The sequence below is a fragment of the Streptomyces sp. NBC_00203 genome (assembly GCF_045206325.1).
GTDB classification, from domain to species: domain Bacteria; phylum Actinomycetota; class Actinomycetes; order Streptomycetales; family Streptomycetaceae; genus Streptomyces; species Streptomyces lutosisoli.
The window spans coordinates 2,890,339-2,910,885 of the sequence record NZ_CP108126.1; the positions used below are offsets into that span (position 1 = coordinate 2,890,339).

Annotated in this window: 15 protein-coding genes; 9 read left to right on the forward strand and 6 right to left on the reverse strand. The window is 70.2% G+C overall.

The window, feature by feature from the left end; genetic code table 11:
• Window positions 1-164 precede the first annotated feature (164 nt).
• Both OG975_RS13270 and OG975_RS13275 read left to right on the forward strand, forming a co-directional pair.
• Entirely contained in the window at window positions 165-1,604 is a 1,440-nt protein-coding gene (locus OG975_RS13270) for an esterase/lipase family protein (protein WP_406329304.1), read from the forward strand.
• Complete coding sequence (locus OG975_RS13275) at window positions 1,597-5,634, forward strand: AAA family ATPase (RefSeq protein WP_406329305.1); 4,038 nt, start codon at window positions 1,597-1,599, stop codon at window positions 5,632-5,634. The genes OG975_RS13270 and OG975_RS13275 overlap by 8 nt, the downstream gene beginning before the upstream one ends.
• Before the next feature lie 358 nt (window positions 5,635-5,992).
• Here the strand turns inward: OG975_RS13275 and OG975_RS13280 are convergent, their stop codons facing one another.
• Both OG975_RS13280 and OG975_RS13285 read right to left on the reverse strand, forming a co-directional pair.
• Window positions 5,993-7,234 carry an RNA-guided endonuclease InsQ/TnpB family protein gene (locus OG975_RS13280; protein ID WP_406329306.1) on the reverse strand — a complete coding sequence of 414 codons (1,242 nt, stop codon included), beginning with the start codon at window positions 7,232-7,234 and terminating at the stop codon, window positions 5,993-5,995.
• Between the two features lie 669 nt (window positions 7,235-7,903).
• Complete coding sequence (locus tag OG975_RS13285) at window positions 7,904-8,608, reverse strand: hypothetical protein (protein WP_406329307.1); 705 nt, start codon at window positions 8,606-8,608, stop codon at window positions 7,904-7,906.
• Window positions 8,609-8,898: 290 nt separating this feature from the next.
• Here OG975_RS13285 and OG975_RS13290 point away from each other — a divergent pair, with 290 nt between their 5' ends.
• From OG975_RS13290 to OG975_RS13305, 4 genes are all read left to right on the forward strand, one after another.
• On the forward strand, window positions 8,899-9,522 hold the full coding sequence (locus OG975_RS13290) for a GntR family transcriptional regulator (RefSeq protein WP_406329308.1): 624 nt from the start codon (window positions 8,899-8,901) through the stop codon (window positions 9,520-9,522).
• A gap of 348 nt (window positions 9,523-9,870) precedes the next feature.
• The gene (gene aceE, locus OG975_RS13295; protein ID WP_406329309.1) at window positions 9,871-12,576 is read left to right on the forward strand and encodes a pyruvate dehydrogenase (acetyl-transferring), homodimeric type; all 2,706 of its coding nucleotides are present in this window, start codon (window positions 9,871-9,873) and stop codon (window positions 12,574-12,576) included.
• A 152-nt stretch (window positions 12,577-12,728) separates the two neighbouring features.
• On the forward strand, window positions 12,729-13,757 hold the full coding sequence (locus tag OG975_RS13300; RefSeq protein WP_406329310.1) for a helix-turn-helix transcriptional regulator: 1,029 nt from the start codon (window positions 12,729-12,731) through the stop codon (window positions 13,755-13,757).
• Between the two features lie 150 nt (window positions 13,758-13,907).
• Window positions 13,908-14,426, forward strand: a complete 519-nt coding sequence (locus OG975_RS13305) for a DUF4240 domain-containing protein (protein WP_406336253.1) — start codon at window positions 13,908-13,910, stop codon at window positions 14,424-14,426.
• A gap of 3 nt (window positions 14,427-14,429) precedes the next feature.
• Here the strand turns inward: OG975_RS13305 and OG975_RS13310 are convergent, their stop codons facing one another.
• Both OG975_RS13310 and OG975_RS13315 read right to left on the reverse strand, forming a co-directional pair.
• Window positions 14,430-14,645, reverse strand: a complete 216-nt coding sequence (locus OG975_RS13310; RefSeq protein WP_406329311.1) for a hypothetical protein — start codon at window positions 14,643-14,645, stop codon at window positions 14,430-14,432.
• A gap of 278 nt (window positions 14,646-14,923) precedes the next feature.
• Entirely contained in the window at window positions 14,924-15,901 is a 978-nt protein-coding gene (locus OG975_RS13315) for a peptidoglycan recognition protein (protein WP_406329312.1), read from the reverse strand.
• Window positions 15,902-16,001: 100 nt separating this feature from the next.
• Here OG975_RS13315 and OG975_RS13320 point away from each other — a divergent pair, with 100 nt between their 5' ends.
• On the forward strand, window positions 16,002-17,186 hold the full coding sequence (locus tag OG975_RS13320) for a MarP family serine protease (RefSeq protein ID WP_406329313.1): 1,185 nt from the start codon (window positions 16,002-16,004) through the stop codon (window positions 17,184-17,186).
• Between the two features lie 49 nt (window positions 17,187-17,235).
• On the opposite strand, the gene OG975_RS13325 is transcribed toward OG975_RS13320, so the two are convergent.
• Window positions 17,236-18,021 (reverse strand): SDR family NAD(P)-dependent oxidoreductase, encoded by a 786-nt coding sequence (locus OG975_RS13325; RefSeq protein WP_406329314.1) that lies wholly within the window; start codon window positions 18,019-18,021, stop codon window positions 17,236-17,238.
• A gap of 181 nt (window positions 18,022-18,202) precedes the next feature.
• On the opposite strand from OG975_RS13325, the gene OG975_RS13330 reads away from it, so the two are divergent.
• A complete protein-coding gene (locus OG975_RS13330) occupies window positions 18,203-18,868 on the forward strand; it encodes a TetR/AcrR family transcriptional regulator (protein ID WP_406329315.1) in 666 nt (221 codons plus the stop codon).
• Between the two features lie 53 nt (window positions 18,869-18,921).
• Here the strand turns inward: OG975_RS13330 and OG975_RS13335 are convergent, their stop codons facing one another.
• Window positions 18,922-19,410 (reverse strand): GNAT family N-acetyltransferase, encoded by a 489-nt coding sequence (locus tag OG975_RS13335; RefSeq protein ID WP_381264160.1) that lies wholly within the window; start codon window positions 19,408-19,410, stop codon window positions 18,922-18,924.
• A gap of 192 nt (window positions 19,411-19,602) precedes the next feature.
• Between OG975_RS13335 and OG975_RS13340 the strand changes: the two genes are divergently transcribed.
• Window positions 19,603-20,520, forward strand: coding sequence for a TIGR01777 family oxidoreductase (locus OG975_RS13340; RefSeq protein ID WP_406329316.1), 918 nt, complete (start codon window positions 19,603-19,605; stop codon window positions 20,518-20,520).
• Window positions 20,521-20,547: the final 27 nt, after the last annotated feature.

The following is a 20,547-nucleotide window of genomic DNA, read 5'->3' on the forward strand; positions in this document are numbered from 1 at the left end:
GTTCTCCGGGCGGGGGCGCCGTCGTATTTCCTCTCATTCTTCCTCCGCAATCGCCCCATCCCCTGATGCGGTCCGGTCCGGCTCGCTACCGTTAGTTAGTTCATTTGCGGCCATCCCACGGGCGGGTTCAGGCCGCAGCGGTTCACGCAACGGGGGGGAGCCGCATGAAGCGCGCACCTGTCACTGATCTTGTCGTGTTTCTGCCGGGCATCATGGGGACCCGGCTCGCGGACGCCGACGGCGCCGCCATCTGGGATCTGTCGGGCGGTGCCCTGTGGCGGGCCCTTCGCACCTTCGGGAAGTCGGTCAAGGGACTGCGGTTACCCGCCGACATCGGTGACGACCACCCCGGCGACGGCGTACGTCCCGTCGGCGTCATGCCCGACCTCCACGCGATCCCGGGCATCTGGCACCCCGTCGACGGCTACACCGACCTGCTGGGGTTCCTGGAGCAGAACTTCACCCTGCGTCGCCGACTGCCGAACGACCCTCCGGGTACGGCGGCGAACCTGGTCGAGTTCGGGTACGACTGGCGGCTGTCCTGCCGGTACAACGCCCACCGCCTGCGGGAACGCGTCACGGAGGAGCTGGAACGCTGGCGCTCCTCGGCACCGGAGCGCGCCGACGCGCAGGTCGTGTTCCTCTGCCACTCCATGGGCGGACTGGTGGCCCGCCACTACGTGGAATGCCTGCGCGGACACGAGACCACCCGCCGCCTCATCACCCTCGGCACCCCGCACCGCGGCTCACTCGACGCCCTCGTCCATCTGGTCAACGGCCTGCGCAAGGGCTGGGGCCCGTTCGGCATCGACCTCACCGGCTTCGCACGCTCGCTCCCCTCGCTGCACCAGCTCGCACCGGACTACGCGTGCGTCTCGACGGCGGACGGTCTCGCCTACGCCCGCGATCTGACCGGCCTCCCCGGCCCCGACGCCAAGCTCCTGGAGGACGCGGCCCGCTTCCACGCCGAACTGCGACAGGCGGCGGAGGCGCCCGGCCGTTCTACCCGCACAGACCTGATCGCGGTCGTAGGCGTACGTCAGCCGACGGCGACCACGGGTGTGTACTCCGACGATGTGCTGGTCCCCGCGTGGGACATCGACGGCGTCGACGAGGGCGGCGACGGCACCGTCCCCCGCCTCTCGGCCCTCCCGGCCAACGCCGCCGGCACGGGATCCCTGACAGCCACGGCCTTCACCCCCAACGAGCAGCACGGCTCCCTACAGAACAACCAGGGCGTGCGCGACGCGATCTGGGGCTGGCTCGGGCAAGAGCCTCCCTTCCACCGGGGCCCGGAGGACGAGGATGTGCCACCGCTGAGCGTGCTGGCTCCGTCCCTGCTGGAGCACGGGGTGCCCTATGAGGTGCGGGTTTCGGTGCCGGGTGACGTGGAGGGGCACGACGAGCTGCTGGTCGTGGCGGAACTGACACCCGCGGGCGCACGGGACGGGGCGTCCCGGTCTCTGCGGAACCTTGGCGGCGGGCGCTACCAGGGGAGTTTCCCCGCTCCGGAGGGTGGGGCCTATCGGCTGGCGGTACGGGTGGAGGGGCGCGCGGAGTCGACGGTCACCGCGCTGACGTTGGTGGGTGAGTCGGGTGAGTGAGCAGCCGGACCAGCCGGTCAAGGGGACTGTTCTCGGGGTTGTGGTTCAGCGGTACGAGAGCGCGAAGTTCCCCGAACTGGACCACGCGGCAGAGCAGTTGAACAGCCTTTGCACGCTGCTGGAGGGGTACGGGTATACGCCGACCGTGGTCGAGGACCCACGCCGCGATGGCCTCAAGGCGTCGGTGGAGGACTGGCGGAAGGGGTGGAAGGAGCGGGGCGGGAACGGGCCGGCGATTGTGTTGTGGTCGGGGCACGGACAGCTCCGCAACGACAGACTCCGGCTGATCGTGCACGACACGCTCGACATCAAGGATTCCGAGCAGACCTACGGGATGGACACCCTCACGTCCGCCACGCTGCGCAGTGGTGCGGATCAGATTCTGCTGCTGGTCGACACCTGTTACTCGGGCGCGGGAGTCATGGCGTCTCTGGACGAGGCACTCGCCGATCTGGCCGCCAAGACTCTTCCACCGGGCCGGTCGAACTGGCTCGGGGTCGTCGCGAGCTGCCGCCCGCAGGAGAAGGCCGAGGGGCGCGGCATCCTGCTGGCGACCGTGGCCGAGGTCTTGCGCAACGGCCCCCGGGCCAAGAGCTACCGCCACGAATGGAGCCCCCGGAACGGGCAGATCACCGGATCCGCGGTCATCCAGGCCGCCCTTGACCAATGGCCGGAGGACGAGGGCCAGCTTCCGATCCCCGCTTTCCTCGGACGGGACCGACCGATGTTCCACAACCCGCAGAAGGAGAAGAAGCCCGAACCGGAGCTCGTGGAACACCTGGTCAGGGCGGCACGCGGGGTGGCCCGTGTCGAAGAGGGCTGGTTCTTCAGCGGACGCCGGCGGGTGCTCAGGGAGATCGTCGACTGGTGCAAGGCCGAGGAGCCGGGGTTGTTCCTGGTCACGGGGAGCGCGGGCAGCGGCAAGTCGGCCGTGTTGGGGAGGATCTCGACCCTCGCCGACCGAGTACACCGAGCCGACATCGAGAAGCACGGCGCCCTCCGCGAAGACGATCCGGCTCCCCGAGTGGGCACGGTGAATGGCTCCCTGCATCTGCGGGGACTCACGGTCCAGCAGCTCGCGGAGGCCATCGCCCGGGAACTGAAGCTGGACGCTCCCGAGACTCCGGCCGCCTTGATCGCCGATGTGGAGCGGGAGTGGCCCGCCTCCGGTCCACCTCCGGTGCTTGTCCTGGACGGTCTGGACGAGGCCGCCTCGGACCAGGCCGCCCCGATCGTCGAACAGGTGCTGGCTCCGCTCAGCCGGATGGCGTGCGTCCTGCTGGCCTCTCGGGACCGGCCGTTCAATCCCGGGGCCGAGGAGGCCGGGGAACCGCTGGATCAGGCGATCAGTCGCGTTCTGGGGATCCGGGCACGCGCGGCCGGCCTGGACGACGAAGCCGACACGGGTGACGACATCGAGGAGTACGCCCGCCGCCGATTCCAGGGCACGGGCCTGCCCGACGAAGCCGCCGTGCTGATCAAGCGACGGGCCTCCGTGAGCCATGGGGGGTTCCTGTTCGCCCAGATGGCAATCGATTCCGTGATCAGGCACTTCCCCGAGACCGGCGCCGAGGAGTGGGAACAGAGTGTTCCGGCCTCCATCTCGGCCGCGTTCACGGAAGACCTGACCGCCGGGCCGAAGCTGGAGCGGGACGGGGAGGTCCTCCCGCACGCCGCGCAGGATCTGCTGACCGCGCTCGCCTGGGGCACGGGCAACGGCATGCCCGCCAGGGGCGTGTGGGAGGCGGCGGCCACGGCACTCAGTGCGGCCGGGACTGTCTATGGGCGGGAAGACCTGGACTGGCTGCTCAACTGCTACGGGCGGTATGTCATCGAGGACAGCGATGGCGTCCAGGCCGTGTATCGGCTTTACCACCGGGAGTTCATCGAGCATCTGCGGGGGGTGTCCGCCGGGCCGCGTGCGGAGGGACAGGCGGGGCCTGCGTTCCGCGTGGCTCGTGCGTTTGTGGATCTTCTGCGGCAGCAGAGCGATGATGCGTCGGTTCTTGAGCACGCGAATCCCTACCTGCGGGGGTCGCTTTCAGAGCACGCGGTCATGGCGGGAGGCAGGGGTATCGCGTTGGTGCGTGAACTTGTGGAGCTGCGGGGGGAGGTGTTCTGGCCTGATCTCGCGAGGGCGTTGGGTGGGCTGGCGGTCTCCCTTTGGGAAGCGGGACAGTGGGAGAAGGCGCTTGTGCCGTCCCGGGAAGCGTCTGACCTGTATTGGACCCTTGCCGAAACCAACCCCGCCGCCTACCTCCCCGACCTCGCCCTGTCCCTGAACAACCTCTCCGTCTACCAGAGCGAGACCGGAGACCGACAAGCCGCACTCACCACCATCAACCAAGCCGTCACCATCCGCCGCACCCTCGCCGAAACCAACCCCGCCGCCTACCTCCCCGACCTCGCCACCTCCCTCAACACTCTCGCCATCCGCCAGAGCGAGACCGGAGACCGACAAGCCGCACTCACCACCATCAACCAAGCCGTCACCATCCGCCGCACCCTCGCCGAAACCAACCCCGCCGCCTACCTCCCCGACCTCGCCACCTCCCTCAACAACCTCGCCATCTATCAGAGCGAGACCGGAGACCAGCAGACCGCACTCACCACCAGCAACCAAGCCACCGACCTCTACCGCACCCTCGCCGAAACCAACCCCGCCGCCTACCTCCCCGACCTCGCCAGTTCCCTCAACAACCTCGCCATCTATCAGAGCGAGACCGGAGACCGACAGACCGCACTCGCCACCGTCAACCAAGCCACCGACCTCTACCGCACCCTCGCCGAAACCAACCGCGCCGCCTACCTTCCCGCCCTCGCCACCTCCCTCAACAACCTCGCCACCACTCAGAGCAAGACCGGAGACCGACAAGCCGCACTCGCCACCGTCAACCAAGCCGTCACCATCCGCCGCACCCTCGCCAAGGCCAACCCCGCCGCCTACCTCCCCGACCTCGCCAACTCCCTCAACAACCTCGCCACCATCGCCCCCGTTGACGAAGCGCTTACCGCCTTCACCCAGGCAGAGCAGTCCCTAGACTCCCACCCAGCTGCCGCGCGCCAGATCGGCGTCCAGCGCGCGGAATTCCAACTCACACAGGCAGAACCCGATGCCGGAATTCACTCCTTGATCGAACTCCTCGCATCGCCCCCACTCACCGGCCCAGATCCCGCCGCTCTCAATGCCCGGCGCCTGCTACGCGACCTCAGCCGCACAAGCACCGACGCCGCCTCTCAGATCGCTGACTCCTGGCGTACATCAACCGGCGCAGAACCCCCGGCATGGCTGGCGCTCCCCGAGGCCACCATCGATCTCGCCATCGAGTGGATCAGCTGCCCCACTTGGGTGGCCTCCCGCGCTTTCTGGGAGGAACACTCGGCGCACCTCCAGTCCCCCGAAACCGCCCTGGCCTTGGAGGAACTCGCTCTGGTCTCCAAGGCCGCCGAGCAACATCTGCGCATCGCCCACGACGCCACAGCCAACACCCCGGACGCCGCGTTCCGCCCGTACCTCACGGGAGAACTTCTCAGTTCCTGGATCAACTCCCCTACCTGGGAGAAGTCCCAGACCTACCTCTCGGACCACGCAGAGCATCTCCTGCACGACCAGGCCCTCGGACTACTCAGCACCGACACCGAAAGCGCAGAATCCGCCGCCCACTTCGGACTCCTCGTCCTGGCCCGCGCAGACGGAATCCCCACCGCCTACCGATACGTCAAGGACCGCACCCCCCTGAACGAACGAATCCAGCAGCTAGTAGCCGCCCCGGACCCCACCCTCCTCAACGCCTGCGCCCTGCTCGAACTCCTCATCCATCAAGACGAGTTCACCGGCACCGTCCACCTGGCCATCTCCGCAGCCCTCGCCGACACCCCCTACGACCCCACTCCCTGGCCCACCCCCGACCCCACAGCCCGAGACCGAGCCATCGCCGAGATCGCCACCCTCATAGGCCGCTCCCCCCAACACGCCCCGGCCCTGAACACCCTCCTCCAAAGCCTCCTGTCCACAACAGCCACCCCATGACGACCCCGTAACCACCCACGCCCACCCATGGCCACGCCGCCCCTCCCCTGCTCCACGATCCTCGTAGTCCAGGCAGCCTCCCCCCGACTACCCGGAACCCCAGACGCCGGAGCGGAGTACCGGGAAATGCAGCAGAGCATCACGCACGGGCGGTACGGCCACGCCCTCACCCTCGAAAGCCTCCAAGCGGCGCAGGCCCGAGACCTGCCCGACCGTCTGATCAGGGGCGCCCCCGCAGTCCTGCACTTCTCCGCCCGCGGCACCCCCGGCGGCGGCCTCCGTTTCCTCACCGGCGACGGCGGAGAGGCCCCGGTCTCCGACCAGGGCCTATGCAAACTGCTCAGTCAACTACCCGGCGCTAAAGCGCCGGGCTTGCACAACGGGCGTCACTGGCGGTGACACTGCGTTTGCGTCCAGTCCCGATCCGGCGGTGCTGCCGGGGCGGGGCAGGGGCCGTTGACTGGGCCCCGCGTCGCCACAACTGCCAGGCACGAGCCCGGATGTTGCGGGAGCTGTTCCGGTCTGCGTGATCAACGAACCCGCAGTTCCGGCATGCGAACCAGGCCTGGGAGACCCGGTTCGCCCTGTCGATGTGCCCGCATTCGGCGCAGGTGCGGGAGGTGTACGCCGGATCGACGTGCACCACCGGCACGCCCGCCTTGCGGGCCTTGTACGCGATGAACGACCCCAGCTGGGCAAACGACCAGCTGGAATGGGTGGCCCGTTGGGGCTTGCGAAGCCGTACCCGCTCGCGGATCCCTGTCAGGTCTTCCAGGGCGATTCCGCGACCGGTGCGTTCTGCCTCGGCCACCACGTGTTTCGCGATCTTGTGGTTGATGTCCTTCGCCCGCCTGGCCTCCTTGCGCCGCCGCTTCTTCAGCCGGCGCTTGGCGGACGGGGTGTTCTTCTTCTGCAGCTTGGCGCGGAGTGTGCGTTCCCGGGCCCGGATGCGGTTGAGTGCCCGCCCGGCCAGGATCTCGCCGTCCGAGGTGGTGGCGATGTTCACGATGCCCAGGTCGATCCCGAGGAAGTCCACTGGATCGGTGTCCAGCGGCGCTTCGGGGACTTCGCAGGTGGCGCTCAGGAACCACATGCCGTCCCGCTCCAGCAGGTCGGATTCGCCCTTGCGGTACAAGGCCAGGGCCGCCAGCTGCTCTGGGGAGGCGGTGAATGCCACGTTCTTGACCCGCCCGCCGGGGGTCCAGATCGACACCGTCCGGTCCGGGATCTGCCAGGACAGCATCCGGTCGTCGTAGGGCTGCGCCCCCTGGGGGCGGAACATGATCGGCTTCTCGGTGGCCCGGCGGTAGCGGTTCGAGCCGGGCCGTCCCAGGTTTCCGGCCTTCAGGTTCGCCCTCAACGTGGTGTACGCGTCGCACGTCTTCTTGATGACGTGCTGGGCGGCCTGCGCGCCCAGGCCCCAGCGCGACTTGACCTCGCCGTAGACGCGCTTGCGCAGGGCGAAGTTCTTGAACTCCCCGCGCTCGAAGGCCACCTCGCTCACCCAGGTGGCCGCCTCGTTGCAGGCGCGCAGGGTTGCCTCGAACGCCGCCGCCTGCTGGGGCGTCGGCAGCAGCTTGACCTGCACCACCAGCTTCACAAGCACCGAACGTACACACCCGCACGAGACGGCACCACACGTTCGAAGTCGATCACCTGAACGAGTGAACACGCATGGCCATGCGTCGGCGCCTTGACCGGACGAGAGACCCGGCCGCTCCGCGGCCGAGCAGACATCATGACGCTGCGGCGCTCCGCGCCGCCTGACCAAGGATGCGATTCCTCCCGGGCGTGAACGCCCGGGGTTCCTCGCAAGAAACAAGCTGAATTCGTGGCGGAGTGCCTCCGGCTCGTAGTCCTCAGCGCCTGCTGGACCTCCGAGCTGGCCGCGCTTCTCTCCGAGACCGTCCCCTGCGTCATAGGCACCGGCGGCCCGATCACCGACACCGGCTGCCTCGACTACTCCCGCACGCTCTACAGCGCCCTCGCCCACGGCCGCTCGGTAGGGAAGGCGCACAGCATCGCCATCGGCGCAGCCGAGATGTACGGCGCGGACCGGCGCTGCCTGCCTGAGGTGAGTACCGCCCCCGGCTCCTACGCCGATGCCCTCCACCTCGTAGCCGCCGGGTATCGCATCCCGCCCACCCGTACCCCCATCAAGCCCCGAGGCGGCGGCTTCCCCTGGCGGTTCCGCAAAACCAAGATCCCCAACTCCCGGGAACCCCGCCATAGCCGGACAGCCGGACGACGAACAACCAGACAACCGACCTCACCGAGGCGTCAGCGCCCTGTCCGTCCACAGCACCAACGTCTCCACCCACACATTCGGAATCTCCGTCTGATACGCAGGCGTCAGATGCCGCGTCCGATACGCCTTCAAAACGTCGTACGTCGCGTCCAGACAGTCCCGCGACCCCAGATCCCCCGTCTCCGGGTCGATCCCGACGAGGAACCCGCGGCTCTCCACCGTACGGATCATCGCGCGGGCGCCGTTCACGTCGCTGGTGGACGAGGACGTGCAGCGGTAGCGGCTGTACGGGTGGGTCGACTTCCCGGGGTAGTGCGCGTCGCGGGACATGTCGCTGAGCATCTGGGCGTACGAGCCCTCGGCGTGCCAGGCGCCGATGTCGCCGCCGGGTGGGGTGTAGAGCCCGTTGCCCGGGTTCTCGACGGCGCCGTACTCCCAGCGGTCGGTGCCCGTGATGCGGAAGCCCCAGCCGGTGTGGCCGAACTTCTGGGCGCCGTCCGGCTTGACGAAGACGCAGGCGCCGCCGGGGCCTGCGGGCTGCCCGGCCGAGCCCACCGGGCCTGCCGAGCCGGTGCCGGCGGTGGCGCTGTGGGACGGTGTGCCGCCGCTCGGCTTCACGGCCGCCCCGGTGTCCATCGGCTGGCAGCCCGTCATGCCCACGACCACTCCGGCCGCGGTCGCCGCCAGCGCCCAGCGAAACCCTCGTTTCCGTGCCCGTCCGCTCATGTCATCCCCCTGGTGTTCCCGCCGATGTTCCCGAGGGCGCCCGGCGCGGGAACCCTGTGCAGGGGGCCACACGTAACGGGGGCTCGGCAGTTCAACGGGTGACACGGTCGTGACGCCTCCGGGCCGTACCCGGTACGGGTCTTTACAGGCGCGGGCACTCTGACAGCGTGTAAGTCTCGTCTCACCTGCATGAAAGCGCCCCCGTGCGCCTCTCACGGAGCGGGGTGCGGCCTTATTGTCTAAACGTCAAACGCCCTCGGGGTTCCCGCACCCCTCCCAAAGGAGCCTTCATGACCGCGCCCGTCGTCCACTCGCTGCGCGAACAGATCCGCGAGCACATCGTGGAGGGGATCGTCAGCGGGCGCTGGAAGCCGGGCGAGCGGATCGTGGAGCGGCGGATCGCCACCGAGCTGGAGGTCAGCCAGACCCCTGTGCGGGAGGCGCTGCGCGAGCTGGAGTCGCTGCGGCTGATCGAGTCGGCGCCGAACAAGGGCGTGCGGGTGAGAAACCTGACAGCCGCCGACCTGGAGGAGAGCTACCCCGTACGAGCCGGTCTCGAGGCCATCGCGGCCGAGCTGGCGGCCGAGCGGCTCGCCGAGGACTGCTCGGCGCTGGAGCCGCATGTCGCGGCGCTGTACGAGGCCGACCGGCTGTCGGACGGGACCGGTCAGGTCCGGCACACCGTGGGCTTCCACCGGGAGCTGGTGCGGGCCGCCAACAACTCCGTGCTGCTGCACACCTGGGAAGGGCTGGGCATCGAGGTGTTCACGGCCCTGTCGATCCGCTGGCTGGGGACCGTCCAGCAGTCGTACGCGGAGGAGCACGAGGCCCTCGTGGACGCGTTCCGGCGGCGGGATCCGCTGATCGCCGACCTGGTGAAGGCGCATGTGCTGGGGTGCGCGCCGCGGCCGTGACACCGCTGAGGCACGGCCGAGGCACTCGTGCCGGGCGGCGCGCCACGGCCTCGCCGCAGCCTCGACACAGCCGAGCGCAGCCGAGCACACCCGTGCTCACCTGGGAAAACCCTGAAGAATCCCTGGGAATCCAAGGCACCCGGTGCCTGCCGTGAAGGCACCCCGTGCCGACTTTCGCGATACGAAGAGGTTTTCGGCCTGAACCCTTTGATCGATCATCGATCAGGGGGTTACAGTCACCGACGGGCTCCCACCAGAGCCCATCGCCCTGTCCTGCCAAAGACAAAGGGCACCCCGAAAACCCCTTACCGATGAGGGAACCCCCCTCCGCATCCGGAAGGCGGCGCAATGACCGACCCCACCGCAATCCAGCCGAGCGAGCTCGACCAGCTCCCGGACCGCGACCCCGAGGAGACCGCCGAATGGCAGGCTTCCCTGGACGCCGTCACCCAGGCGGCCGGGCCGCACCGTGCCGCGTACCTGATGCGCCGCACACTGGAACGCGCCGAGGGCAACGGTCTCGCGCTGCCCAAGCTGCTTGAGACGGACTACGTCAACACCATCCCCACCGCCGCCGAGCCCACCGTGGACGGCGACGAGGAGATGGAGCGCCGGATCACCGCGTGGAACCGCTGGAACGCGGCCGCGATGGTGAGCCGGGGCAGCAAATACGGGGTGGGCGGCCACATCGCCACCTTCGCCTCCGCTGCCTGGCTCTACGAGACCGGCTTCAACCACTTCTTCAAGGGCAAGGAGGCCGACGGGTCCGGCGACCAGCTCTACATCCAGGGCCACGCCTCCCCCGGCATCTACGCCCGCGCCTTCCTCGACGGCCGGCTGAGCGAGCAGCACCTCGACCGCTTCCGCCAGGAGTCCGGCGGCAACGGTCTGCCCTCGTACCCGCACCCGCGCCGCCTCCCCTGGCTGTGGGAGTTCCCGACGGTGTCGATGGGCCTCGGCCCGCTCTCCGCCATCTACCAGGCGCGCTTCAACCGCTACCTCACCAACCGCGGCATCAAGGACGTCTCGCAGTCCCACGTCTGGGCGTTCCTCGGTGACGGCGAGATGGACGAGCCCGAGTCGACCGCGGCACTCGCACTCGCCTCCCGCGAGGGTCTGGACAACCTGACCTTCGTCATCAACTGCAACCTGCAGCGCCTCGACGGCCCGGTCCGCGCGAACTTCAAGATCGTGCAGGAGCTGGAGGCCCAGTTCCGCGGCGCCGGCTGGAACGTCGTGAAGTCGCTGTGGGGCTCGGCCTGGGACGAGCTGTTCCAGCTCGACACCACGGGCGCGCTCGTACGCCGCCTGCGCCAGGTACCCGACGCGCAGGTGCAGACGTACCAGACCCGCGACGCCGCCTACATCCGCCAGGACTTCTTCGGCGCCGACCCGGCGCTCGTCGAGATGGCGAAGCTGCTGAGCGACGACAAGATCCTTGAGTGCTTCCACCTCTCCCGCGGTGGCCACGAGTCGCGCAAGGTGTACGCCGCCTACCGCGCCGCCCTGGCCCACAAGGGCGCGCCGACGGTGATCCTGGCCCAGACGGTCAAGGGCTTCACGCTCGGCACGGGCTTCGCGTCCAAGAACGCCAACCACCAGATGAAGAAGCTGTCGACGGACGAGTTCAAGCAGATGCGTGACCTGCTCGAACTCCCCATCTCCGACAGCCAGTTCATCGACGGCCAGGTCCCCTACGGCCACCCGGGCGCCGACGCCCCCGAGGTCCGTTACCTCCAGGAGCGCCGCGCGGCCCTCGGCGGCCCGGCCCCGGCCCGCCGTACGCACGCCCTCGCCCCGCTGCCCGCCCCCGCCGACAAGACGTTCGCGTCCTTCGACAAGGGCTCCGGCACGCAGAACGTGGCGACGACGATGGCCTTCGTCCGCCTGGTCAAGGACCTGGTCCGCGACAAGCAGACCGGCAGGCGCTGGGTGCCGATCGTCCCCGACGAGGCGCGCACCTTCGGCATGGAGAGCCTCTTCCCGTCCCTCGGCATCTACTCGCCCAAGGGCCAGACGTACGAGCCGGTCGACCGCGACCAGCTGATGTACTACAAGGAGGCCAAGGACGGCCAGATCCTCAACGAGGGGATCACCGAGGCCGGTTCCATGGCGGACTTCATCGCCGCGTCCACCGCGTACTCCACGCACGGCGAAGCGATGATCCCCTTCTACATCTTCTACTCGATGTTCGGCTGGCAGCGCACGGCCGACCAGATGTGGCAGCTCGGCGACCAGCTCGGCCGCGGCTTCCTCGTCGGCGCCACGGCCGGCCGTACGACGCTGACGGGCGAGGGCCTCCAGCACGCCGACGGCCACTCCCCCGTCATCGCGGCGACCAACCCGGCCGCGCTGTCCTACGACCCGGCGTTCGCGTACGAGATCGGGGCGATCGTCAAGGACGGTCTGCGCCGTATGTACGGCGAGGCGGCTCCGGGCGAGGACCCGAACGTCTTCTACTACCTGACGGTCTACAACGAGCCGATGCCGCAGCCCGCCAAGCCGGCCGGCCTCGGTATCGACGAGGGCATCGTCAAGGGCCTGTACCGCTTCAACACCGCCGAGTCGGCGGGCGTGAACGTGGCCGCCGCCAACGCCCCGCGCATCCAGCTGCTGGGCTCCGGCACGGCGATCCACTGGACGCTCGAGGCACAGAAGCTGCTCGCCGAGGAGTGGGGTGTCGCGGCGGATGTATGGTCCGCGACGTCCTGGACCGAGCTGCGCCGCGACGCGCTGGAGGCCGACGCGGCCCTGCTGCGCGGCGAGGAGCGGGTGCCGTTCGTCCGCCAGGCGCTGCAGGGCGCCGAGGGCCCGGTCCTCGCGGTCTCCGACTACATGCGCCAGGTCCCGGACCAGATCGCGCAGTGGGTCGAGCAGGACTACTCCTCGCTGGGCGCGGACGGCTTCGGCCTCTCCGACACCCGTGAGGCGGCCCGCCGCCACTTCGGCGTGGACGCCCAGTCGATCGTCGTCGCGGCGCTGGCACAGCTCGCCCGCCGCGGTGAGGTCAAGGCGTCGGCGGTGAAGGAAGCGCGGGAGCGCTACGGCCTGTAAGACCTGAGGTCCGGTCCGGTCCAGTCTGGTCTGATCTCATCTGGTCCGGTTCAGTTCAGTTCAGTTCGGCGAAGGGGTACGGCAACTGCCGTGCCCCTTCGGCGTCTGCCGCGGTTCTCCGCGCTGTCAGTGGTGCCCCGCATCATGAACGTATGCGTGCTGCCCGCCTGATCAAGATGGTGCTGCTGCTCCAGTCGAGGCCGTCGATGACCGCCGCCGAGCTGGCGCGGGAGCTGGAGGTGTCCGAACGGACCATCACGCGGGACGCGCAGGCGCTGTCGGAGGCGGGGGTTCCGGTGTACGCGGACCGGGGGCGGGCCGGCGGCTATCGGCTGGTCGGCGGATACCGGACGCGGCTGACGGGACTGGCCCGCGGCGAGGCGGAGGCGCTGTTCCTGAGCGGGGTGCCGGGGGCGCTGCGCGAGATGGGCATGGAGGACACGGCCTCGGCGGCCCGCCTGAAGGTGTCCGCGGCCCTCCTCCCCTCCCTGCGGGACGCTTCCCGTACGGCGGCGCAGCGGTTCCATCTCGACGCGCCCGCCTGGTTCAGCGAACCCGAGACGCCCGAGCTGCTGCCCTCGGTCGCGGACGCGGTGTGGGACGACCGGCGGATCACGGCGCGCTACCGTCGCGGGGATGCCGAGGTCGAGCGGGTGCTCGAACCGTACGGGCTCGTGCTGAAGGCGGGGGTCTGGTACCTGTGCGCGCGGGTGGCCGAGGTCGCGGAGCCGGGGTCCTCGCCCGGGCCCTTCCGTGGGTACCGGGTGTACCGGATCGACCGGTTCACGGCCGTCTCGCCGGGCGAGGAGCGCTTCGGCCGGGACGAGACGTTCGATCTGCCCGGGTTCTGGGAGGAGCGGGCCGAGGAGTTCGCACGCTCCATCCTGCGGGCGGAGGTCGTCGTACGGCTGTCTCCGGAGGGCGTGCGGAGACTGTCGTACGCCGTTGATCCCGCGTCGGCCAGACAGGCGCTGTCCGCCTGCGGCGCGCCTGACGGCATGGGCTGGGTGACCGTCACCCTCGCCGTCGAGTCCGAGGAGGTCGCCCACGCGCAGCTGACGGGGCTCGGACCGGAGGTGGAAGTGCTGTCCCCGGCGGAGCTGCGTGACCGTTTCGCGCGGGACGCGGCTCGGCTGGCGGCGCTCTATGAGTGGGGGCACCGTGGAAGTGCGCACGAGTGAAATACGCGCAGGGCGCACGGGGGAACCACCGAAACGCATAAGAATGAAATGCGCACGAACGCGGTGGTTTTACCTTCGGCATGTGCACGCATAACAATCTGCGCCACTCCACGTGCGTCCCTCCCGTCCAGGCCCGATGCTTGACCCGTGATGGACGAGACGGAGTTCTGGGAGCTGGTGGACACGACCCGCGAGGCCGCCGAGGGCGACCCCGAGGAACAGGCCGACCTGCTCGTCGAGCGACTCGTCCAGTTGGACCCGGACATGGTCCTCGACTTCGCCCGGCACTTCGAGGCCCGCTACAACCGCGCGTATCGCTGGGATCTGTGGGGCGCGGCCTGGGTGCTGCTCGACGGCGCCAGCGACGACGCCTTCGACTTCTTCCGGTGCTGGCTGATCGGCCAGGGCCGGGACGTCTTCGAGGGCGCGGTGCACGACCCGGACTCGCTCTCCGATCTCCTGGAGGACTTCGACGAGGAGATCGACGGCGACGGCGAGGAGCTGGGCTACTCGGCGGACGAGGCGTACGAACAGCTCACCGGCGTCGTCGCCCCCGACCTGGGCATCCCGCCCGCCGCCGCGGAGCCCGAGGGCACGCCGGTCGACTTCGAGAACGAGGGCGCGCTCGCGGAGCGCTATCCCAAGCTCTGGGAGCGGTTCAGGGGCTGAGCCTCAGGCCGCCAGCGTCCTGCGGCGGCCCGTGTCCGACGGGATGTACGCCTGCGCCTGGTCGGCCTTCACCGCGTGGTGCATCGGCGCCGCGTTGGCCTGGTCGAGCGCGGACGCGGTGCCCGCGGCCGGCCCGAGCACGACCGTCGCGACCGCGCAGACCACCGCCCACGGCCCGCGCGCGGACTTGTTCGCGTTCTGGGTACGACTGCTACTCATGATCCCCACCTCCAGTCAGTGCGTGTCCACGACGCTATGACGCCTGCCTCGGGGTGATCGGTGAGCCACCTACGGGAACCCTGTGAGCCCGCCCCGGGTTCTTTTGTCTTTTAGGGGCGCGGGGCTGTGACATTTGCGGCTCCGCCGCGCGGGCGCGACCAGCCCCCACCGGCCCGCAGCCGACTTTCAGGGGCGCGGGGAACGGCGCAATCTTTGAGGGGGGTCTGGGGGCGCAGCCCCCAGGAACGGGATGGGACGGGTAGGGGCGGCGGGGGCGATCAACGCCCCTGCAACCGGGCGGCCAGCTCACGGATCTCCGGAAGGCGGGCCGTCAACGCGGCACCGGGGCAACTGGTCATGAACCCGTCGTTGTGCCCCGCCACGGTCGGCAGCATGGCAGCGGTCCCCGCATGGAACCGGCTCAGACTGTTGCTGGACACCAACCGCACCGCGCCCCGCGGATCAACCCCGGACAGCCCCAGCTTCCACGCGGCCAGCGCCGCGATCGCCTCGGTCATCGCCCGCGGCACCTCCGTACCCGCCGTGAACGTACCGATGGCCGCGACCCCGGCGGTCCGATGGTTGAACCCCTGCGCGTGCGCCCCGGTGACGGGCCGGTCCATCCCGCCCGCACGCCCCTCATAAATGGTCCCGCAGCGGTCGACGAGGAAGTTGTAGCCGATGTCGTCCCAGTTCCGGGCGCCGGTCTGGCCGGCGTAGAGGTAGCGGATGATGCGGGGCGCGTCGGCGCAGGCGTACCCGTTCGGCGAGTCGGTGTGGTGGACGAAGATCGCGACGACCCGGTCGTCGTACCGGGGTGCCGGCTGGGGGTGCGCACGTGCGGTCGCCGCGTCCAGCCAGCGCGACCTCGGCACGATGGCCGGCCGGGCCGCCGGGTGCGCGGCCACGGCGGGCCGGGCGGCGACCGGCGGCCGGGCGGGGTGGGCCCCCGTACGGTCCACCCCGGACGCGCACATCACCAGCGCCATCACGGCGACGAGCCCGGGCACGCACCCGAGCGCCACCAGGACCCCCCGCGGCAGCCGCACCCGCCACGGGAACCACGCCCGCCGCGAACTCCACAGCCGCCGCACGGCGCGAGGCACTCGCCCCGCACCGCTCGGTCGTGCCCCCCGCGTCTTCCGGAAGACACGCATGGACCCACCCTTGCCCCGATCCGCCACATCCGCGATGTGTGCTGTGCCACCTGGTGGAACCATCGTCCCGGTCCGGGACGTTTTTACAGTTCCACGCACGTGTGGAGCTCTCCGGTCGGCCGCCGACCGGCCACGCGCGCGTGCTTGATCACTGGGCCCGCCCCACGCGTACTAAGGGGCCCGAGAGAAAGGCGGCTCCGTGGACGTGCTCGACCTCCTGCTGATGCTGGTGATCCTGGTCTACGCGGCGTCCGGCTACCGCCGCGGCCTGGTCGCCGGCTGTGTCTCGCTGGCCGGTTTCGTGGGCGGCGCCGTCATCGGCGTATGGGTGCTGCCCTGGATGATGGACCTGGTCACGGCGGGGACGCCGGGGGCGACGGTGACGGCCGTACTGACGGTGCTCGTGCCCGCCGTGGTGGGGCACGAACTGATGGGGCGGCTGGCGCTGAAGCTGCGCCGCGAGCTGGACCGGGGTCCGCTGCGGGTGGCCGACGGAGTCGGCGGGGCCGCGGCGAACACGCTGGCCGTGCTGCTGGTGGCCTGGGTGGCCGCGAGCGTCCTGGGCGCGTCCTCGTCGACCGTGGTGACGCAGTCGATCCGCAACTCTGCGCTGCTGGGCGCGGTCCAGAACGCGATGCCGGAGACCACGCCCACCTGGTTCTCGCGGGCGACCTCTGCGCTCACGGAGGCGGGCTTCCCGCAGGTCTTCAACCCGTTCGAGAACGAGCCGACGGCGGGCGTCGCGAAGCCCTCCGGGGACAACGTCACGGCGTCCGCGACGAACGCCGCCAAGCTGAGCACGGTGAAGGTCGAGGGCGCCGCGGGCAACCAGGGGCGGGAGGGCAGCGGCTTCGTCTACACGTCCGAGCATGTGATGACCAACGCCCACGTGGTGGCGGGCATCGACCGGCCGACCGTACGGGTGGGCGGGGTCGGACGCCCGTACGAGGCGCGGGTGGTGCTCTTCGACTCGCAGAAGGATGTCGCGGTGCTGTACGTGCCGGGCCTGCGGGCGCCCGTTCTCGGCTTCGACGAGAGCGCCTCGCGCGGTGACTCGGCGGTGGTGGCGGGCTATCCGCAGGACGGCGGCCTCGACCTCCAGGCGGCCACCGTCGCGAACCGCATCAACGCGACGGGCCAGAACATCTACAACTCGGACACCGTCACCCGCGAGATCTACTCGATCCGCTCCACCGTCCGTCCCGGCAACTCGGGCGGCCCGCTCCTCACCACCGACGGCAAGGTGTACGGCGTGGTCTTCGCCCGCTCGACCTCGGACAACGAGACGGGTTACGTCCTGACGGCGAACGAGGTCGCGGGCGACGCCCGGAAGGCCGCGAACGCCACCGCACCGGTCGACACGGGCGACCTCGTCACGGACTGACGGTCACGAACCGACGCTCACGAACTGACGGTCACGGACTGACGCCGGCTCAGAAGTGGGTGCCGCCGTCGATGCGGACCTCGGTGCCGGTGATGAACCGGCCGTCCTCGGAGGCGAGCATCGCGACCACGCCGGCCACGGTCTCCGGTCCGGCGAAGCCCTGGCCGAGCGCCGGGGAGAGCTTGGCGAACAGGCTCCAGTCGGTGTCCTCGGGCAGACCGGGGCCGACGCTCTGCCCGCTGGCACCGGAGCCGTCGGTCATGCCGGACGAGATGGAACCGGGCTGTACGGCGGTGAAGCGGATGCCCTGCTTGCCGTACTCGCTCGCGAGGGCGTGCGTCATGGACTGGATGCCGCCCTTGGAGGCCGCGTACGCCGCCATGTACGGGTGCGCGAACATCGCCGAGGTGGAGCTGAAGTTCACGACGGCGGGGCTCTGACCGTCCAGCAGGTGCGGTATCGCCTCGCGGATCATCAGGAAGGTGCCGGTCAGGTTGACGGCGATGACCGTGTTGAAGTCGGCGAGCGTCGTCTCGTGCGTGTGACCTGAGCGCAGGATGCCGGCCGCGTTGACGAGCACGTCGAGACCGCCGAGGGCGCCTACGGCCCGGGCGATCCCGTCCCGCACGGACGCCTCGTCCGCGATGTTCACGACGACGGTGGTCAGCCGCCCGGCGTCGGCGCCGGCCTTGGCGACGGTGTCCGTGAGCCCGGCCTCGCTGACGTCGGCGGCGACGACCTGGCCGCCCTCCGCCAGTATCCGCAGCACGGTGGCCTGGCCGATGCCGGAGCCGCCGCCGGTGACGAGCGCGCGGCGTCCTTCGTAGCGATTCATGGCGTGTCTCCCTGTGCCTGTGGGTCGCTCGACGTCACTTCGAGTCTTCGAGCAGGGGTCTCCTGACCGGTCTCTCGACGTCGACATACTGATTGCTGCGTACACGATACGCCTGAGTGGCACGTTTTGCCACAGTGTCGAAACGTGCCCCTCTCCCCCGGGCGGGCGTACGCTTTCTCCCGTGAACAGCCAGCCGTCCCCCGTACCCGAGCCCCCCGCCCTCTCCCTGACCGAGCGGCGCAAGGCGGCGACCCAGCTCGACATCGCGCGCGCGGCCTCGGAGCTGTTCACGGAGTACGGCCCGGACGACACCACGGCGGAGGACATCGCCCGCCGCGCCGGGGTCGCGCTGCGCACCTTCTACCGCTACTTCAGGAACAAGCAGGACGCCGTGGGCCCCCTGCTCGCGGCCGGCGGCGACCGCTGGCGCGCCCTGCTCGCGGCGACGGAGCCGGGCACGGCGTTGCCCGAGGCGCTGGAGAAGGCGATCGCGGAGTCGCTGTCCGTCCCGGACGAGCACGCGGCGGAGGGCTTCCAGCAGACCCGGGCACTGCTGCGGGCGGCCGTGGACGATCCGGCACTGCGGGCCGTCTGGTACCGCGTGAACCAGGAGTCGGAGGAACGGCTGATCCCGGTGGTGGCCCGGCTGGCCGGCCCCGACGCGGACCCCCTGGAGGCGCGCCTCGCCGCCGCGGCGGCCACCGCCGCGATCCGGGTCGCCCTGGAGACCTGGGCGGAGACGGACACGACGGCCGGGGGCCCGGGCTCACCCGCCGAGCTGGCGGTCCGCTGCCTGCGTCAACTCATGGGCGGAATGCGCCCGTTGCTCGCCGAGGGCGAGGCCTGACCAAAGCGCTCCGGCAGGGCGCGGGGCGGTGGTCGGTGGGCGGTGGGGGCCGGTCAGAGAGAACGCCCCATCAGTACGTCATCCACGTACTCGCCGTCGAGCAGGAACTCCTCGGGCATGATCCCCTCCACCACGAACCCCTCGGACTCGTACAGCTTGCGCGCCGGGGTGTTGTGCCCGAGGACGCGCAGCGTGATGCGCCGGGCACCCTGCCGACGGGCCTCCTCCAGCACACCCCGCAGCAGCGCACGCCCGACCCCGGCGCCGCGCGCCTCGTCGGCGACGACGAGTCCCTGGATCTGCCGCACATGGGAGTTCGAGGCGAGAGGCGTCGGAAACCCCAACCGGATGTAGCCGACCACCGCGCCGTCGATCTCGGCGACGAGATGGTCCCGGGGGCCGAACCGGTCGCCGTAGAAGGGGTCGTACGGCGGTTCGGGGCGCGGCATGACGGCGTGCAGCGGGGACCAGGTGTCACGGTCGAGCCGACCGAGCGCGTCCTCGTCGTCGAGGGTGGCGGTACGTATGTACGGAGCTGGCATGCGGATCACTGTACGGCGGCGGTACGGGGCCCCTCCGGGAATTTCCCCGGCGGCTGTACGAGGCCGGTACGGGGCCGGTCCCCCGTGCTTCCCCGCATCCCCGCATCCCCGCCCGCTTCCCTCGCGACTTTCCCCGCGGCCGTACGGGGACCCGTCCCGGAATGTCCCCGGCCGTCCGGGCAGGATGGACCCATGACCGACTCGCCCCTTCCCCCCGGTTCCCGCATCGCGATCGCCGGTGCGTCCGGCATGATCGGCTCGGCGCTGACGCGCTCCCTGACCTCGGACGGACACGAGGTGGTCCGTCTGGTGCGCCGTGCGCCCCGCGCGAAGAACGAGGTCCAGTGGGATCCGGACGCGCAGCGGATCGACGCGGCGGGGCTCGTCGGCTGTGCGGCGGTCGTCAATCTCGCGGGGGCGGGGGTCGCTTCGCGGCGCTGGACGGAGGCGTACAAGCGGAAGATCCGGGACAGCCGGGTGCTGGGAACGGCGACGCTCGCGGAGGCGGTGGCGTCGTTGGAGGAGCCGCCGGGGGTCTTCGTCAACGGGAGTGCGATCGGCTTCTACGGCGATACGGGCGGGCGGGCGGTGGACGAGTCGGCGCCGCCCGGGGACGGTTTCCTCCCGGCCCTGTGTGTGGAGTGGGAGGAAGCGGCGGGGGCGGCCCAGGAGGCAGGGATTCGCACGGTCTTCCCCCGGACCGGTCTGGTGGTGGCCGGCAAGGGTGGGGCCTGGGGGAAGCTGTTCCCGCTGTTCAAGGCGGGGCTCGGTGGGCGGATGGGGGACGGTCGCCAGTACTGGAGTTTCATCTCCCTTCACGACGAAGTGGCCGCGATCCGCCACCTCGTGGAAACGGAGTCTCTGTCGGGCCCGGTGAACCTGACGGCTCCCGATCCCCTCACCAACCGCGAGATCACCGAGGCCATGGGGCGCGTCCTCCACCGCCCGACCCTCTTCACCACCCCGGCCCCCCTTCTCCGCCTCACCCTCGGTGAAATGTCCAGCGACATCCTCGGCAGCAGCCGCGTCCTCCCCACCCGCCTCCTCGAATCAGGCTTTACCTTCGCCTTCCCCTCAATCGAGTCAGCGCTACGAGCGGCCTTGACCTGAGGACTTCTTTCGCCCCCGCCGCCCCTA

Coding starts and splice junctions, on each gene's coding strand:
- OG975_RS13270 (WP_406329304.1), top strand. CDS start 165: ATGAAGCGCGCACCTGTCACTGATCTTGTCGTGTTTCTGCCGGGCATC.
- OG975_RS13285 (WP_406329307.1), bottom strand. CDS start 8,608: ATGAGCGGACGGGCACGGAAACGAGGGTTTCGCTGGGCGCTGGCGGCG.
- OG975_RS13290 (WP_406329308.1), top strand. CDS start 8,899: ATGACCGCGCCCGTCGTCCACTCGCTGCGCGAACAGATCCGCGAGCAC.
- aceE (WP_406329309.1), top strand. CDS start 9,871: ATGACCGACCCCACCGCAATCCAGCCGAGCGAGCTCGACCAGCTCCCG.
- OG975_RS13300 (WP_406329310.1), top strand. CDS start 12,729: ATGCGTGCTGCCCGCCTGATCAAGATGGTGCTGCTGCTCCAGTCGAGG.
- OG975_RS13305 (WP_406336253.1), top strand. CDS start 13,908: ATGGACGAGACGGAGTTCTGGGAGCTGGTGGACACGACCCGCGAGGCC.
- OG975_RS13310 (WP_406329311.1), bottom strand. CDS start 14,645: ATGAGTAGCAGTCGTACCCAGAACGCGAACAAGTCCGCGCGCGGGCCG.
- OG975_RS13325 (WP_406329314.1), bottom strand. CDS start 18,021: ATGAATCGCTACGAAGGACGCCGCGCGCTCGTCACCGGCGGCGGCTCC.
- OG975_RS13335 (WP_381264160.1), bottom strand. CDS start 19,410: ATGCCAGCTCCGTACATACGTACCGCCACCCTCGACGACGAGGACGCG.
- OG975_RS13340 (WP_406329316.1), top strand. CDS start 19,603: ATGACCGACTCGCCCCTTCCCCCCGGTTCCCGCATCGCGATCGCCGGT.